At 73.0% G+C, this 16,239-nt stretch carries 14 protein-coding genes and 1 pseudogene; 11 read left to right on the top strand and 4 right to left on the bottom strand.

Annotated features, from left to right (window positions below):
• Positions 1-54: 54 nt before the first annotated feature.
• The 3 genes and pseudogenes from ML340_RS03805 to arsC all read left to right on the top strand — a co-directional run bounded on the left by ML340_RS03805 (position 55) and on the right by arsC (position 2,128).
• Positions 55-869: pseudogene (locus ML340_RS03805) on the top strand (NUDIX hydrolase).
• A 30-nt stretch (positions 870-899) separates the two neighbouring features.
• Positions 900-1,748 (top strand): sulfurtransferase, encoded by an 849-nt coding sequence (locus tag ML340_RS03800; RefSeq protein WP_240096818.1) that lies wholly within the window; start codon positions 900-902, stop codon positions 1,746-1,748.
• Positions 1,749-1,771: 23 nt separating this feature from the next.
• Positions 1,772-2,128 carry an arsenate reductase (glutaredoxin) gene (gene arsC / locus ML340_RS03795; protein ID WP_240096816.1) on the top strand — a complete coding sequence of 119 codons (357 nt, stop codon included), beginning with the start codon at positions 1,772-1,774 and terminating at the stop codon, positions 2,126-2,128.
• A gap of 42 nt (positions 2,129-2,170) precedes the next feature.
• On the opposite strand, the gene ML340_RS03790 is transcribed toward arsC, so the two are convergent.
• The 3 genes from ML340_RS03790 to uvrA are packed head-to-tail and all read right to left on the bottom strand — an operon-like array spanning position 2,171 to position 6,291.
• Positions 2,171-2,932 carry an enoyl-CoA hydratase/isomerase family protein gene (locus ML340_RS03790; RefSeq protein WP_240096814.1) on the bottom strand — a complete coding sequence of 254 codons (762 nt, stop codon included), beginning with the start codon at positions 2,930-2,932 and terminating at the stop codon, positions 2,171-2,173.
• Between the two features lie 42 nt (positions 2,933-2,974).
• A complete protein-coding gene (locus ML340_RS03785) occupies positions 2,975-3,388 on the bottom strand; it encodes an acyl-CoA thioesterase (RefSeq protein WP_240096812.1) in 414 nt (137 codons plus the stop codon).
• Positions 3,385-6,291, bottom strand: coding sequence for an excinuclease ABC subunit UvrA (gene uvrA / locus ML340_RS03780; RefSeq protein WP_240096811.1), 2,907 nt, complete (start codon positions 6,289-6,291; stop codon positions 3,385-3,387). Before uvrA ends, ML340_RS03785 begins: the two co-directional genes overlap by 4 nt.
• A 326-nt stretch (positions 6,292-6,617) precedes the next feature.
• Between uvrA and rplU the strand changes: the two genes are divergently transcribed.
• The 3 genes from rplU to obgE all read left to right on the top strand — a co-directional run bounded on the left by rplU (position 6,618) and on the right by obgE (position 8,396).
• The gene (rplU, locus tag ML340_RS03775) at positions 6,618-6,938 is read left to right on the top strand and encodes a 50S ribosomal protein L21 (RefSeq protein WP_240096809.1); all 321 of its coding nucleotides are present in this window, start codon (positions 6,618-6,620) and stop codon (positions 6,936-6,938) included.
• Between the two features lie 12 nt (positions 6,939-6,950).
• The gene (gene rpmA / locus ML340_RS03770) at positions 6,951-7,211 is read left to right on the top strand and encodes a 50S ribosomal protein L27 (protein ID WP_240096807.1); all 261 of its coding nucleotides are present in this window, start codon (positions 6,951-6,953) and stop codon (positions 7,209-7,211) included.
• A 96-nt stretch (positions 7,212-7,307) separates the two neighbouring features.
• Complete coding sequence (gene obgE / locus ML340_RS03765; protein WP_240096805.1) at positions 7,308-8,396, top strand: GTPase ObgE; 1,089 nt, start codon at positions 7,308-7,310, stop codon at positions 8,394-8,396.
• A gap of 79 nt (positions 8,397-8,475) precedes the next feature.
• Here the strand turns inward: obgE and rpsT are convergent, their stop codons facing one another.
• Positions 8,476-8,745 carry a 30S ribosomal protein S20 gene (rpsT, locus tag ML340_RS03760; RefSeq protein ID WP_240096804.1) on the bottom strand — a complete coding sequence of 90 codons (270 nt, stop codon included), beginning with the start codon at positions 8,743-8,745 and terminating at the stop codon, positions 8,476-8,478.
• Positions 8,746-8,924: 179 nt separating this feature from the next.
• On the opposite strand from rpsT, the gene murJ reads away from it, so the two are divergent.
• The 5 genes from murJ to ispH all read left to right on the top strand — a co-directional run bounded on the left by murJ (position 8,925) and on the right by ispH (position 15,854).
• A complete protein-coding gene (gene murJ, locus ML340_RS03755; protein ID WP_240096801.1) occupies positions 8,925-10,514 on the top strand; it encodes a murein biosynthesis integral membrane protein MurJ in 1,590 nt (529 codons plus the stop codon).
• 41 nt (positions 10,515-10,555) lie between these two features.
• Positions 10,556-11,509 (top strand): bifunctional riboflavin kinase/FAD synthetase, encoded by a 954-nt coding sequence (locus ML340_RS03750; RefSeq protein ID WP_240096799.1) that lies wholly within the window; start codon positions 10,556-10,558, stop codon positions 11,507-11,509.
• Between the two features lie 102 nt (positions 11,510-11,611).
• Entirely contained in the window at positions 11,612-14,398 is a 2,787-nt protein-coding gene (ileS, locus tag ML340_RS03745; protein ID WP_240097202.1) for an isoleucine--tRNA ligase, read from the top strand.
• Positions 14,398-14,898 (top strand): signal peptidase II, encoded by a 501-nt coding sequence (gene lspA / locus ML340_RS03740; RefSeq protein ID WP_425608275.1) that lies wholly within the window; start codon positions 14,398-14,400, stop codon positions 14,896-14,898. The genes ileS and lspA overlap by 1 nt, the downstream gene beginning before the upstream one ends.
• Before the next feature lie 2 nt (positions 14,899-14,900).
• Positions 14,901-15,854: a 4-hydroxy-3-methylbut-2-enyl diphosphate reductase gene (gene ispH / locus ML340_RS03735; protein ID WP_240096797.1), complete on the top strand. Its 954-nt coding sequence runs from the start codon at positions 14,901-14,903 to the stop codon at positions 15,852-15,854.
• Positions 15,855-16,239: the final 385 nt, after the last annotated feature.

Genomic DNA, 16,239 nt, shown 5'->3' with positions numbered 1-16,239 from the left:
CCGTCCTCCCACGATGCGCCGGCGCTGCCGGCGCATCGCGTTTGCAGTGATCGCATGAACCATGGATTCCGCCCGGTGCTCACGCCCTGCGTGGGGGTATGCCGGCTCGACGACGAGGGCTACTGCCTCGGCTGCCACCGCAGCGGCGACGAGATCGCGCGCTGGGCGCTGATGAACGACGATGCCCGCCTGCGGATGATGGACGAGGTGCTACCGCAGCGCGCCGCCCGCCGCGAGGCGGCCGGATGAATGCGGACGCGCTGGCGCAGGCGCTGCGCACGGCCCTGCTGCCGCTGGCGGTGGTGCCGGCCGGCCCGCCGGCGAATCTGGACGAGGTGCGCGACCTGCTGCCGCCCGGGCCACCGCGCCCGGCGGCGGTGCTGGTTGCGATCGCACCGCAGGCCGCCGGTGCGCAGGTGTGGCTGACCCGGCGGGTGGACGGCCTGCGCCACCATGCCGGGCAGGTCAGCTTCCCCGGCGGCGCGGCCGAACCGGACGACCGCGATCCGGTGGCGACCGCCCTGCGCGAGGCGCAGGAGGAGATCCGCCTGCCGCCGTCCCTGGCCGAGCCGCTCGGCTACCTCGACCCGCTGTTGACCCTGACCGGCTTTAGGGTGCAGCCGGTGGTGGCGCTGGTCGATTCCGGTTTCGTGCCGCAGCCGGACCCGGACGAGGTGGCCGAGGTCTTTGCCCTGGATCTGCGCTGGCTGCTGGACCCGGCCAACGTGGAGCAGATCGCGCTCGACTTCGCCGGGCGCACGCGCCACGTGCTGCAGTATCGTTATGCCCCGCAGCGGATCTGGGGGGCGACCGCCGCCATCCTCGACGACCTGCGCCGACGCCTGGCGGGACGCCCGCTCCCGCCCTGATCGCAAGCCTGATCGCAAGGAGGAGACGGCATGGCCGGCTGGACCACCCTGGTGCAACCCGAACCGCTGGCGTTGGCCCTCGGCCGCGCGGATCTGGCGCTGGTGGACTGCCGCTTTGCGTTGGCCGATCCGGCCGCCGGAGAGCAGGCGTGGCGGGTCGCGCACCTGCCGGGAGCGGTGTATGCGCACCTGGAGCGCGACCTGTCGGACATGCGCCGGCGCGGCGAGGGCCGGCATCCGTGGCCGCAGGCCGAAGCCTTCACCGCCCGCCTGGGTCAGTGGGGGATCGCGCCCGGCATGCAGGTGGTGGCCTACGACGACGGCGATGGCGCTTTCGCCGCGCGGCTGTGGTTCCTGCTGCGCACCCTCGGGCACGAGAAAGTCGCGGTGCTCGACGGCGGCTGGTCGCGCTGGGTCGCGCTCGGTCTGCCGGTGAGCAGCAGCGCGCCGGCGCCGGTGCCGGCGACGTACCCGGCGCGCGCCTTCGACGCCGCCCGCCTGTGCGACGCCGACCAGGTCGCCGCGCACCTGGCCGCCGGCGGGGTGGTGCTGGATGCGCGCGCACCGGCCCGCTTCCGCGGCGAGGAGGAGCCGATCGACCGCATCGCCGGGCATGTGCCGGGTGCGCGCAACCGACCCTATGCCGACAACCTCGCACAGGGGCGGTTCAAGCCGCCGGCACAGCTGGCGGACGAGTTCCGTGCCCTGCTCGGCGGCCAGCCCGGCGAGCGGGTGGTCGCGATGTGCGGCTCGGGCGTGACCGCCTGCCACAACCTGCTGGCGCTGGAGCGCGCCGGCATCCGCGGCGCGCGCCTGTACCCCGGTTCGTGGAGCGGCTGGATCAGCGATCCGGCGCGCCCGGTGGCGACCGGGCCGTGAGCGGGCAGGGCGGAGGACCCGGGATGGCGGCGCGCGGGGTGGTGATCTGGCACCGGCCGACCTGCAGCAAGTCGCGCGGCGCGCTGGCCCTGCTGCGGGAGGCCGGCCTCGAACCGCGGATCGTGGACTACGTGGCGCAGCCGCCGACGCTGGCCGAGCTGCGGCAGGCGATCGCACGGGCTGGCCTGACGGTGCGCGATGCCTTGCGCAAGGGCGAGCCGGAGTACGCCGCGCTCGGGCTGGGCGATCCCGCGCTGGATGACGAGGCGCTGCTGCAGGCGATGGTGGCGCATCCGCGCCTGATCGAGCGGCCGTTCGTGTTCACCGCCAAGGGCGTTCGCCTGTGCCGGCCGCCGGAGCGGGTGCGGGAGATCCTCTGACGCACGCCGGCAGGCGCGATGGGGGTTGCCGGCCGGCGGCGCCTACTTGCCGATCCGCGCCAGCAGCGCGCGTAGCCCGGCCTGGGTGTCCGGGTGGGTCCAGTGGGTGACGAAGCGCTCCAGGTCGATGCGTTCCGGCGCGAGTGCGGCCAGCACGTCGCGGCGGGCGATCGCGCGGGTCTCGCGCATCGGCATCGCCGGCAATTGCAGCAGGCCCTCCAGCCAGCGGCGGGCGCGGGTCTCGACCTTCTCGACTGCGGCCAGTTCGTCCACCAGCCCGATCCGCGCGGCCTCCGCGGCGTCCAGCATGCGCCCGCCGACCAGCAGGCGCTCGGCCTGGCGCGGCCCGACCGTGCGCGCCATCAGGGCCTGGATGCCCTCCGGCACCACCAGCCCGACTTCGGTCTCGTTGAGGCCGATCCGGAACGGGCCCTCGGCCATCACCCGCCAGTCGCAGCACAGCGCCAGCACGCAGCCGCCGGCCGGAGCATGCCCGGCGATCGCCGCCGCCACCGGCACCGGGCACGCGGCCAGCGTGCGCGCGGCGCGGAAGAACGCCGACCACGCCTGCAGCAGGGCGGCGCGGTCGTCGCCGAGCGCCATCAGGTGCGGCACGTCCAGCCCGGCCGAGAACACGCCGGGACCGCCGGCCAGCACCAGCGCCTGCGCGCCGGCCGCGACCGTGGCATCCACCGCGTCCGCGAGCGCATGGCATAGCGCCGGGTGCAGCGCGTTCACCGGCGGACGCTGCAGGCGCAGCACCCGCAGCGGACCGTGGTCGGTGGTGGCGATCAGGGCGGACATGCGGACTTCGGCGGGCAGGGGCGCGGCGCGACGCCGCGCGGGTCAGGGGCTGGGGGCGGCCAGCAGGGCCTCGGCGGCGGCACGCACGCCGGGCGGCAGCGCGGTCGGCCGGCCGCCGGCGCGCTCGACCCAGACCGCCACCACCTGGCCGTCGCAGTGCAGGGTGCCGTCCTCGGCGACGATGCGGTGGCCGATCACCACGCTGCTGGTGCCGACCTTGAGGGTGGACAGCTCGACCGCGATCCGCGCCGGGTAGGCGATCGGATGGCGGAAGTTGAGCGTGGCGGAGGCCACCACCGGTCCGCTGTGCTCGTCCACCCACGGCGTGCCGATGCTCTGCAGCCACTCGATCCGCGCCTGCTCGAGGAAGGTCAGAAAGCGCGCGTTGTTGACGTGGTTGAAGGCGTCCAGGTCGCTCCAGCGCAGGGCGATCGGGGTGCGGAAGACGGGGCTCATGCGGTCGGCTCGCGGCGTTTGCGGGAGGTGGGCGGAGGTGGCGGCGATCCTGCCCGATCGCGTTCGAGCAAAGGCGCAAGGAAGCGCCCGGTGTGCGAGGCGGGGTTGGCCGCCACCTGCTCCGGGGTGCCGGTGGCGATGATGCGGCCGCCGCGCTGGCCGCCCTCGGGGCCGAGGTCCACGATCCAGTCGGCGGTCTTGATCACGTCCAGGTTGTGCTCGATCACCACCACCGTGTTGCCCTCGTCGCGCAGCCGGTGCAGCACCGCCAGCAGCTGCTCGATGTCGGCGAAGTGCAGGCCGGTGGTCGGCTCGTCGAGGATGTACAGGGTGCGCCCGGTGTCGCGGCGGCTGAGCTCCTTGGACAGCTTCACGCGCTGCGCCTCGCCGCCGGACAGGGTGGTCGCGCTCTGGCCGAGCTTGATGTAGGACAGGCCCACGTCCACCAGCGTCTCCAGCTTGCGCGCGATCGCCGGCACCGGCGCGAACAGCTCCAGCGCGTCCTCGACCGTCATCTCCAGCACGTCGTGGATGCTGTGGCCCTTGTAGCGGATCTCCAGGGTCTCGCGGTTGTAGCGCTTGCCCTGGCAGACGTCGCAGGGCACGTACATGTCCGGCAGGAAGTGCATCTCGACCTTGATCAGGCCGTCGCCCTGGCAGGCCTCGCAGCGGCCGCCGCGCACGTTGAAGCTGAAGCGGCCGGGCGAATAGCCGCGCGCGCGCGCCTCCGGCACCTGCGCGAACAGCTCGCGCAGCGGGGTGAACAGCCCGGTGTAGGTGGCCGGGTTGGAGCGCGGGGTGCGCCCGATCGGCGACTGGTCGATGTCCACCACCTTGTCGAACAGGTCCAGCCCGTGCACCTCGCGGTAGGGCGCCGGGGTGTGCGCGGCGCCGTTGATCTCGTTCGCCGCCAGCGCGTACAGGGTGTCGTTGATCAGGGTGGACTTGCCGGAGCCGGACACCCCGGTGATGCAGGTCAGCAGCCCGGCCGGGATCTCCAGATCCACGTCCTGCAGGTTGTTGCCGCGCGCGCCCAGCAGGCGCAGCAGCATCTTCGGGTTGGGTGGGTGCCGGTGTGCCGGGACCGCGATCCGGCGGCGCCCGGACAGGTACTGCCCGGTCAGCGAGCGCGGCTCGGCCATCACCTGCGCCAGGCTGCCCTGCGCCACCACCTCGCCGCCGTGCACGCCGGCGCCGGGGCCGATGTCCACGATGTGGTCCGCCAGCCGGATCGCATCCTCGTCGTGCTCGACCACGATCACGGTGTTGCCGAGGTCGCGCAGGCGCGCCAGGGTCGCCAGCAGGCGCTCGTTGTCGCGCTGGTGCAGGCCGATGCTGGGCTCGTCCAGCACGTACATCACGCCGACCAGGCCGGCGCCGATCTGGCTGGCCAGGCGGATGCGCTGGGCCTCGCCGCCGGACAGCGATTCCGCGCGCCGCTCCAGGGTCAGGTAGTCCAGCCCCACGTCGACCAGGAAGCCCAGCCGCTCGCGGATCTCCTTGACGATGCGCGCGGCGATCTCGCCGCGCCAGCCCGGCAGCGCCAGCTGCGCGAAGAACGCCAAGGCGTCGCCGATCGCCAGCGCCGACAGCGCGTGCAGCGGGCGGTCGGCCACGAACACGTTGCGCGCCTGCCGGTTCAGGCGCGCGCCGCCGCAGTCCGGGCAAGGGCGCTCGCTGATGTACTTGGCCAGTTCCTCGCGCACCGCCGCGCTCTCGGTCTCGCGGTAGCGCCGCTCCAGGTTCGGCAGGATGCCCTCGAACGGGTGCCGGCGCTGCACCCGGCGCCCGCTCTCGCCGATGTAGGTCAGCGCGATCTCCTCCTCGCCGCTGCCGTGCAGGACGATCTCGCGGATGCGCGCCGGCAGCTGCTGCCACGGCGTCTCCACGTCGAACCGGTAGTGCCGCGCCAGCGAGGCGATCATCGAGAAGTAGTACGCGTTGCGGCGGTCCCAGCCGCGCATCGCCCCGGCCGCCAGCGACAGCTCCGGGTGCGCCACCACCTTGGCCGGGTCGAAGAACTGCGCCACCCCGAGGCCGTCGCAGGTCGGGCAGGCGCCGACCGGGGAGTTGAACGAGAACAGCCGCGGCTCCAGCTCCGGCAGCGAGTAGTCGCACACCGGGCAGGCGTAGCGCGAGGAGAACAGCAGCGGCGCGCGCTCCGGCTGGTCCAGCGACTGCACGATCGCCATCCCCTCCCCGAGCTTGAGCGCGGTCTCGAACGATTCGGCCAGGCGCTGGCGCAGGTCGGCGCGCGGGCGGAAGCGGTCGATCACCGCCTCGATCGTGTGCTTGGCGCGCGCGGCCAGCGGCGGCACCGCGTCGATCTCGTGCAGCACGCCGTCCACCCGCACCCGCACGTAGCCCTGCGCGCGCAGCTGGTCGAACACCTGCGCGTGCTCGCCCTTGCGCTCGCGCACCACCGGCGCCAGCAGCATCCAGCGCTGCTCGGCCAGCGCCGGCTCGGCCTCCATCGCCAGCACCTGGTCCACCATCTGGCTGACGGTCTGCGCCTCCAGCGGGAAGCCGTGGTCCGGGCAGCGCGGGACCCCGACCCGCGCATACAGCAGGCGCAGGTAGTCGTGGATTTCGGTGATGGTGCCGACCGTCGAGCGCGGGTTGTGGCTGGTGGACTTCTGCTCGATCGAGATCGCCGGGGACAGGCCCTCGATGTGGTCGAGGTCCGGCTTGTCCATCATGCTCAGGAACTGCCGGGCGTAGGCCGACAGCGATTCCACGTAGCGGCGCTGGCCCTCGGCGTAGATGGTGTCGAACGCCAGCGACGACTTGCCGGAGCCGGACAGGCCGGTGACCACGATCAGCCGGTCGCGCGGCAGGTCGAGATCGATGTTCTTGAGGTTGTGCGTCCGTGCGCCGCGGATGCGGATGTGGTCCAGCGCCATCGGGGGAGGTCCTGCGGTGGGGGCGTGCGGCCCGCGCCGGCGGTCGCGCGGGCCAATCCGTGAGCCTAGCGAGCCGGGGCGGGCGGGGCAAATGGCCGCAGTGCCCGGGCTCAGCCGGCCCCGCGCGCCGGGGAGCGGAGGAGTGAGGTAGGAGGTATCGCGCCGAGGAGCCGGCCCCGCGCGCCGCAGGGGGGCGGGCGCTTGACCCTAAGCGATTGAATCTCCTATCATTCCGCTCCTGCCCATCACGGGCCGGGCAGAACCCCTGCGCAAGGCCCCCCGGCCGCGCGCCCAGAATAACGACAGAACCCACGAGGACAGCCACCATGTACGCAGTACTGGTCACCGGCGGTAAGCAATACCGCGTGATGCAGGGCGAGACGCTCCGGGTCGAGAAGCTCGAGGCCGAGGCCGGCAGCGAGATCGCCCTCGACAATGTGCTGATGCTGGGCGATGCCGACGGCATCCGCCTCGGCGACGCCGTGAAGGGCGCCAGCGTGCGCGCCAAGGTCATCGGCCACGGCCGCGCCGACAAGATCCGCATCGTCAAGTTCCGCCGCCGCAAGCACCATCGCAAGCAGATGGGCCACCGTCAGCACTACACCGAAATCCAGATCACCGGCATCGGCGCCGGCGAGCAGAAGTAAGGAGACGCCGCCATGGCACACAAAAAGGGCGTAGGTTCCACCCGCAACGGCCGCGACTCCAACCCGAAGTACCTCGGCGTGAAGGTGTACGGCGGCCAGGCCGTCGAGGCCGGCAACATCATCGTGCGCCAGCGCGGGACCCAGTTCCACCCGGGCAGCGGCGTCGGCCTCGGCCGCGACCACACCCTGTTCGCGCTGGTCGACGGCACCGTCGAGTTCTCGACCAAGGGTCCGAAGAAGCGCCGCACCGTCAGCGTGGTCGCGGCCGCCTGAGGCGGACCGCGCTGCGGCGAACGACCCCGCCTCGGCGGGGTTTTTCGTTTGCGGGCATTACCCTGCCGCCATCCCCCTATCCCGGTCGCGCATCCCATGAAACTGGTCGACGAAGCGGAAATCACGGTCACCGCCGGCAACGGCGGCAACGGCTGCGTCAGCTTCCGCCGCGAGAAGTTCATCCCGCTGGGCGGGCCCGACGGCGGCGATGGCGGCGACGGCGGCGACGTCTGGCTGCAGGCCGACGAGAACCTCAACACCCTGGTGGATTTCCGACACCAAACCAAGTTCAAGGCCCAGCGCGGCGAGAACGGCATGGGCCGGCAGATGTACGGCAAGGCCGGGCAGGACCTGGTGATCACGGTGCCGGTCGGCACCGTGGTGCACAACGTCGACACCGACGAGGTGATCGGCGACCTCACCGCGCACGGCCAGCGCCTGCTGGTGGCCAAGGGCGGCAAGGGCGGGCTGGGCAACATGCACTTCAAGAGCTCGGTCAACCGCGCCCCGCGCCAGGCCACCCCGGGCGGCGAGGGCGAGAGCCGCACCCTGCGGCTGGAGCTCAAGCTGCTGGCGGACGTCGGCCTGCTCGGCTTCCCCAACGCCGGCAAGTCCACCTTCATCCGCGCGGTCTCGGCGGCCACTCCGAAGGTCGCCGACTACCCGTTCACCACGCTCTACCCGAACCTCGGGGTGGTCAGCGTGGAGCCGCACCGCAGCTTCGTGATCGCCGACATCCCCGGGCTGATCGAGGGCGCGGCCGACGGCGCCGGGCTGGGTAGCGTGTTCCTGCGCCACATCCAGCGCACCCGCCTGCTGCTGCACCTGGTCGACATCTCGCCGCTGGATCCGCTCGGCGCCAGCGGCCATATGCCGCCGCCGGCCGAGCAGGTGCGCGCGATCGAGCGCGAGCTGCGCCGCTACGATCCGGCGCTGCTGGACAAGCCGCGCTGGCTGGTGCTGAACAAGGCCGACCTGATGCTGGAGGAGGAGGCGCGCGCCGCGGCGGCCGCGGTGGTGGCGGAACTGGACTGGCACGCGCCGTGGTACCTGGTGTCGGCGCTCGGGCGCGAGGGCACCTGGCCGATCATGCTGGCGGTGCAGGCGTTCTTCGACCGCGAGCGCGCGGCGCAGCGCGAAGCGCGCGCGGCGGCGGGGCCGGCCGGGGGGGAGGCGGATGCCTGAGCCCGGCCCGGTGCCGGCGGCGGGCACGAAAAACCCCGCTTGCGCGGGGTCTCTCGCCGAATCCGCAGGGGCGGCCGGGTCAGGCGGCCTGCAGCGCCTTGATGCGCGCGGTCAGGCGCGCCTTGTGGCGGGCGGCCTTGTTCTTGTGGATCAGGCCGCGCGCGGCGAAGCGGTCCAGCAGCGGCTGGGCGACCGCGAAGGCCTCGCGGGCGGCATTGGCGTCGTTGGCGTCCAGCGCCTTGATCACCTTCTTGATGGCGGTGCGCATCTGCGAGCGCTGGGCGACGTTGCGGGCGTTGCGCACGACGGCCTGCTTGGCGCGCTTCTTGGCGGACTTGATGTTGGCCACGGGGAAGATCCTGGAAAGTCGGTTGGCGGGGCTGCGGGGTCCGCCCGGCGGCGGGCTTGCCAGCGGGCGGGGGATTCGGAAAGACTGGAAATAATGGACGATTCAATGGCTTGGGTCAACTCCCGCGGGCCGCGGGCGGGTGCCGCGTGAGCGCGGCCGGCGCGCGCAGGCCGCGCAGCATGGCGCGCGGGGTGCTGTCGTTCGGCGGCATGACCCTGCTCAGCCGGGTGTTCGGGCTGGTGCGCGACCAGGTGTTCAACGCCACCTTCGGCGCCAACTGGATGACCGATGCGTTCTGGGTGGCGTTCCGGATCCCCAACTTCATGCGCCGGCTGTTCGCCGAAGGCTCGTTCTCGACCGCGTTCGTGCCGGTGCTGACCGAGGTCAAGGAGACCCGCCCCCACGCCGACCTCAAGGCGCTGGTGGCGCGCGCCGCCGGCACCCTGGGCGGGGTGTTGCTGGTGGTGACCGCGCTGGGCATGCTGCTGGCGCCGCAGCTGGCTGAGGTGTTCACCCAGGCCGACCCGGCCCCGGGCCAGGCCGCGCTGATCGCCGACCTGCTGCGGCTGACCTTCCCGTTCCTGCTGTTCGTCTCACTGACCGCGCTGGCCGGCGGGGTGCTCAACAGCTACCACCGCTTCGGGCTGCCGGCGTTCGTGCCGATCATCCTCAACCTGTGCATGATCGCCGGGGCGCTATGGGGTTCGCGCCTGGCCGATCCGCCGATCATGGCGATGGGCTGGGCGATCCTCGCCGCCGGCGTGCTGCAGCTGTTGTTCCTGCTGCCGGCGCTGGCGCGGCTGGACGTGCTGGCGCTGCCGCGCTGGGGCTGGCGCCATCCGGACGTGCGCAAGGTGGTGCGGCTGATGGTGCCGACCCTGCTGGGCTCGTCGGTGGCGCAGGTCAACCTGCTGTTCGATACCTTCATCGCGGCGATGCTGGTGCACGGCTCGCAGAGCTGGCTGTCCACCGCCGACCGCTTCCTCGAGTTCCCGCTGGGCGTGTTCGGGATCGCGCTGGGCACGGTGATCCTGCCGACCCTGTCGCGCCACCACGTCAACACCGACCGCGCCGGCTTCTCGCACGCGCTGGACTGGGGCCTGCGCACCACCTTGATGATCATCCTGCCGGCGATGCTGGGGCTGATGCTGCTGGCGCTGCCGCTGGTGTCCACCATCTTCCAGTACGGCAAGTTCACCGCCGAGGCGGCGCGCATGACCGCGCTGTCGGTATTCGGCCTGAGCTTCGGGCTGCCGGCGTTCGCGCTGGTCAAGACCGTGCTGCCGGCGTTCTACGCGCGCCAGGACACCCGCACCCCGGTGCGCGCGGGGCTGGTGGCGATGGTCGCCAACATGGCCTTCAACGTGGCGATCCTAGCCCTGCTGTACTGGCTGTGGGTGCCGGCGGCGGACAAGGCCGGCGGGGTGATGGCGACTCTGGCGCGGGTGCCGGGGCTGCATTTCGCGCTGGGCGTGGCCTCCGCCCTGTCCAGCTACCTCAACCTGCTGCTGCTGTGGCGCTGGCTGCGCCGCGCCGACGTGTACGACCCGCGCCCGGGCTGGGCGCGCTTCCTGCTGCGCCTGCTGCTGGCGAACGCGGCGATGGGCCTGGCCCTGTGGTGGGGCCTGCAGCTGGCGCCGGACTTCACCGCGGTCGACAAGTGGCAGCGGATCGGGTGGCTGCTGGCGCTGGTCGGCGGCGGCGCCGCGGTGTACGCGCTGGCGATGCTGGCGCTGGGCTTCCGTCTGCGCGATTTCCGCGAGCACTGACCCGGCCGCGGCGCGGGCCGGCGGCTATACTGCGCGCTCCCATGAACCGCCTGTTCCGCGACCCCTTGGGCGCGCCGCTGTGCCCGGACGGCAGCGTGGTCTGCATCGGCGCCTTCGACGGCCTGCATCTGGGCCATCGCGCGCTGGTCGACCGCGCGGTCGCGCGCGCGCGGGCGCTGGGCGTGCCGGCGCTGGCGCTCACCTTCGAACCCTTGCCGCGCGAGTTCTTCGCGCCCGCCGCGCGCCCGCCGCGGCTGATGCTGCCGCGGGCCAAGGCCGAGGGGCTGTGGGCGCTGGGCTGCGACGCGGTCGGCCTGCTGCGCTTCGATGCCGCGCTGGCGGCGATGCCTGCCGCCGCGTTCGTGCACGGGGTGCTGGCCGCGCGCCTGCGCGCGCGCGAGGTCTGGGTCGGCCCGGAGTTCCGCTTCGGCCGGGGGCGCGCCGGCGATCTGGCGCTGCTGCAGGCGCTGGGTGCGGAGCTCGGGTTCGGCGCGCATGCGATCGCGCCGGTCGAGCTGGACGGTGCGCGCGTCTCCAGCACCCGCATCCGCGCGGCGCTGGCGGACGGTGCCTTCGCCCAGGCCGCGCGCCTGCTCGGCCGCCCGTATGCGATCGCCGGGCGGGTGGTGCGCGGCCGCCAGCTCGGGCGCGATCTCGGCTATCCCACCGCCAACCTGCGCTTCGGCGGCAAGCAGCCGGCCCTGCGCGGGATCTATGCGACCTGGGTGCACGGGGTCGGCACGACGCCGTGGCCGGCGGTCGCCAGCTTCGGCACCCGTCCGACCGTGGACGGGGTGGAGCCGCTGCTGGAGGCGCACCTGTTCGATTTCGACGGCGACCTGTACGGGCGCCGGATCGCGGTCGAGTTCGTCGCTCGCCTGCGCGACGAGCAGAAATTCCCCGACCTGCCGGCGCTGGTGGCGCAGATGGACCGCGACGCCGCGCAGGCGCGCGCCCTGCTGGCCGCCGCGCCGCCGCGGCGCGCCAGCGCCTGACCTTCCCCTTTTCCCGACCTCCACAGGCCCCGCGTGAGCGACACCGACCGCCAGGACAATCCCTACAAGGCCAGCGTGCTGCTGCCGCAGACCGACTTCCCGATGCGCGGCGACCTGCCGCGGCGGGAGCCGGCGATCCTCGAGCGCTGGCAGCGCGAGGGGCTGTACGCGCAGCTGCGCGCGCACTGCGCCGGGCGCCCGCGGTTCGTGCTGCACGACGGCCCGCCGTACGCGAACGGCGCGATCCACCTCGGGCATGCGGTCAACAAGATCCTCAAGGACATCATCGTGCGCGCGCGCACGCTGGCCGGCTTCGACGCCCCGTTCGTGCCCGGCTGGGACTGCCACGGGCTGCCGATCGAGCTGGCGGTCGAGAAGCAGTGGGGCAAGGTCGGCAGCAAGTTGGATGCCGCCGCCTTCCGCCAGCAGTGCCGCGAATACGCCGCGGCGCAGATCGAGCTGCAGCGGCGCGACTTCCAGCGCCTGGGCGTGCTCGGCGACTGGGAGCAGCCGTACCGGACCATGGACTTCCGCTACGAGGCCGACGAGATCCGCGCGCTGGCCAAGGTGGTCGCCAACGGCCACCTCAGCCGCGGCGCCAAGCCGGTGTACTGGTGCTTCGACTGCGGCAGCGCGCTGGCCGAGGCCGAGATCGAATACCACGACAAGACTTCGCCGGCGATCGACGTGGCCTATGCCGCGCGCGACCCGCAGGCGGTGGCGCGCGCGTTCGCGGCCGTGCTGCCGGACGGCGTCGAGGTGGCGGTGCCGATTTGGACCACCACCCCGTGGACGCTGCCGGCCTCGCTGGCGATCTCGCTCGGCCCGGAGCTGGACTATGTGCTGGTGGAGGGCCCGGCGCGCGCCGACGGCTGCCGCCGCTGGCTGGTGCTGGCCGCGGCGCTGGCCGAAAAGGCGCTCGCGCGCTACGGCGTGGACGAGGTCGTCGTGCACGGCCGCGCGCGCGGAGCGGCGCTGGAGGGGCTGCTGTTCGCGCACCCGTTCTACCCGCAACGCGACATCCCGATCCTGCTCGGCGAGCACGTCAGCGCCGAGGACGGTACCGGCGCGGTCCACACCGCGCCCGGGCACGGCCAGGAGGACTACGCGGTCGGCCGCCGCTACGGCCTCACCGAGCGCTACGAGGCGGCCGAACTCAACCCGGTGGACGCGCGCGGGGTGTACCTGCCGGGGACCCCGCCGGCCTTCGACACCGCGCTGGCCGGGCTGCACGTCTGGCAGGCCAACGACGCCCTGGTCGCGGTCCTGCGCGCGCACGGGCGCCTGCTGGCGCACGCGCCGCTGGTGCACAGCTACCCGCACTGCTGGCGGCACAAGACCCCGGTGATCTTCCGCGCCACCCCGCAGTGGTTCATCTCGATGGAGCAGGCGCACCTGCGCCGCGACGCGCTGGCGGCGATCGCCGGAGTGCGCTGGTATCCGGCCTGGGGCCAGGCGCGGATCGCCGCCATGGTCGAGGGCCGCCCGGACTGGACGATCTCGCGCCAGCGTACCTGGGGCGTGCCGATCGCGCTGTTCGTGCACCGCCAGAGCGGGCAGCTCCACCCGCGCAGCGTGGAACTGATGGAGCAGGTCGCCGCGCGGGTCGAGCAGGGCGGGGTGGACGCCTGGTACGCGCTGGATCCGGCCGAGCTGCTCGGCACGGAAGCCGCCGACTACGAGAAGGTCACCGACATCCTCGACGTCTGGTTCGACTCCGGGGTCACCCACGAGTGCGTGCTGCCGGCGCGCGGGCTCGGCAAGCCGGCCGACCTCTACCTCGAGGGCTCCGACCAGCACCGCGGCTGGTTCCAGAGCAGCCTGCTCACCGGCGTCGCGATCGACCGCGCGGCGCCCTACCGGCAGTGCCTGACCCACGGCTTCACTGTGGACGAGCACGGCCGCAAGATGTCCAAGTCGCTCGGCAACGGCATCGAGCCGCAGGACATCCTCAAGACCCTCGGCGCCGACATCCTGCGCCTGTGGATCGCCAGCACCGACTACAGCAACGAGATGTCGCTGTCGCAGGAGATCCTCAAGCGCACCGCGGACGCCTACCGCCGCCTGCGCAACACCGCGCGCTTCCTGCTCGGCAACCTGCACGGCTTCGCGCCGGAGCGCGACCTCTTGCCGCTGCCGGCGCTGCTGCCGCTGGACCGCTGGGCAGTGCACCGCGCCTGGCAGGTGCAGGAGGAGATCGCCGCCGCCTACGAGCGCTACGACTTCGCCGCGGTGGTGCAGGCGCTGATGAACTTCTGCAGCGTGGACCTCGGCGCGTTCTACCTGGACGTGACCAAGGACCGGCTGTACACCATGCCCGAGGCCTCGGCCGGGCGCCGCAGTGCGCAGTCGGCGATGTTCCGGATCGCCGAGGCGTTCGCGCGCTGGATCGCGCCGATCCTGTGTTTCACCGCCGACGAACTGTGGGGCCACCTGCCGGGCGCGCGCGCCGGCAACGTGATGTTCGCGACCTGGTTCGCGGACCTGGCGCCGCTGCCGGAAGACGCCGCGCTCGACGCCGCGCGCTGGGCGCGCCTGCTGGCGCTGCGCGAGGAGGTGGCGCGCGTGCTGGAGCCGATGCGCGCCTCCGGTGCGATCGGCGCCGCCCTGGAGGCGGAGCTGACCCTGTACGCGCCGCCGGCGGAGGCGGCCTGGTTGCAGCCGCTGGCCGAGGAGCTGCGCTTTTTGTTCATCAGCGGCGATGTGGCCGTGGTCGCCGACCCGGCGGCGGATGCGATCCGGGTGAGCGCGGCGCCGACCGCCAAGCCCAAGTGCATCCGCTGCTGGCACCACCGCGCCGACGTCGGCCAGGATCCGGCGCATCCGCAGCTGTGCCTGCGCTGCGTCGGCAATGTCGAGGGGCCGGGCGAAGCCCGGGCCTGGTTCTGATGGCCGCCCCGCGCCCGAACGCGCTGCCTTGGCTGGGGGTGTCGCTGGCGGTGATCGTGCTCGACCAGCTGAGCAAGGCCTGGGTGCTGGCGCGGCTGCCGGAATACACCCCGGTGCCGGTGATCCCCGGGTTCTGGAACTGGTACCGCACCTACAACACCGGCGCCGCGTTCAGCTTTCTCGCGGATGCCGGCGGCTGGCAGAAGTACCTGTTCCTGGGGCTGGCGCTGGCGATCAGCGGGATACTGGCCTGGATGCTGGCGCGCACCCCGCGCGGCGACTGGCGGCAGGCGCTACCGCCGGCGCTGGTGATCGGCGGCGCGCTCGGCAACGTGATCGACCGCCTGCTGCACGGGCACGTGGTCGACTTCATCCAGTGGTACGCCGGGCGCTGGTCGTGGCCGGCGTTCAACCTCGCCGACGCCGCGGTGGTGACCGGCGCGATCGGGATCGGAGTGTTCGGGCTGCTCGGCGAGCGCCGCCGCGCCCGGGGGGGCTGAGGATGGACGTACTGCTGGCCAATCCGCGCGGGTTCTGCGCCGGGGTCGACCGCGCCATCGAGATCGTCAAGCGCGCGCTGGAGACGCTGGGCGCGCCGATCTACGTGCGCCACGAGGTGGTCCACAACCGCCACGTGGTGGACGATCTGCGCCGCCGTGGCGCGGTGTTCGTGGAGGAGCTGGACGCGGTGCCGGACGGCGCCACCGTGATCTTCAGTGCGCACGGGGTCGCGCGCGCGGTGCGCGAGGAGGCCGCGCGGCGCGGGCTGAAGGTGTTCGACGCGACCTGCCCGCTGGTGACCAAGGTCCACCTCGAGGTCGCCCGCCAGTGCCGCGCCGGGCGCGACATGGTGCTGATCGGGCATGCCGGGCATCCCGAGGTCGAGGGCACCATGGGCCAGTGGCAGGCGGAGGCCGGGCGCGGCCGCATCCACCTGGTCGAAGGCCTGGCCGACGTCGCCGCGCTCGCGCTGGCGCAGCCGGAGCACTGCGCCTACACCACCCAGACCACTCTCAGCGTGGACGACACCCGCGACATCATCGCCGCGCTGAAGGCCAAGTACCCGGCCATCCAGGGGCCGAAGAACGACGACATCTGCTACGCCACCCAGAACCGCCAGGACGCGGTGCGCGCGCTGGTGGCCGAGGGCTGCGACCTGGTGCTGGTGGTCGGCTCGCCCAACAGCTCCAATTCCAACCGCCTGCGCGAGCTGGCCGAGCGCGAGGGCGCGGCGGCCTGGCTGATCGACGATGCCGGCCAGATCGATCCGGCCTGGCTGCACGGCCGGCGCCGGATCGGCGTCACCGCCGGGGCCTCCGCGCCGGACGTGCTGGTGCAGGGCGTGCTGGACCGGCTGTGTGCGCTCGGTGCCTGCGGCGTGCGCGAGCTGGACGGCGAGCCGGAGGACATGGAGTTCGCGCTGCCGCGCGAGCTGCGCATCCGCCTGGTGGACTGACCCGGCGCCGGCCGCGTTCCCCGTGGCCGCCGCGCCGGCGGGGCGGGGCAGCGCCGGATGCGTCGCTGCGGTCGGCCCCGGCGTGCCGTCGCGTGCAGGCCGCCGCCCCGGCGCCGCGCCTCGTGCATGGATGGCGTGCATGGGGATGGGCGGGCACCGTCCCTCGTGCCGGCGGCATCGGCGGATGCCGCGGGCGACCTCCCTGTCACCCGCCCGCACGCATGATCCCTGAACAGGTCGTTGGCCGCATCCTTGCGGCCGGCCAGCATGACTGGCGGGCGTGCGCGAAAATCGTTTACAACATGGGATACGGGCAGGGAGGACAGCCGTTGTGTACCAGTTGATGCCAGTGTTGCTGCCAGCCAATGAATCTGTCTTGCGGGAG

This window comes from Thermomonas flagellata (genome assembly GCF_022419185.1).
Classification (GTDB): Bacteria; Pseudomonadota; Gammaproteobacteria; order Xanthomonadales; family Xanthomonadaceae; genus Thermomonas; species Thermomonas flagellata.
This window is presented reverse-complemented; position numbering and strand designations above follow the sequence as displayed.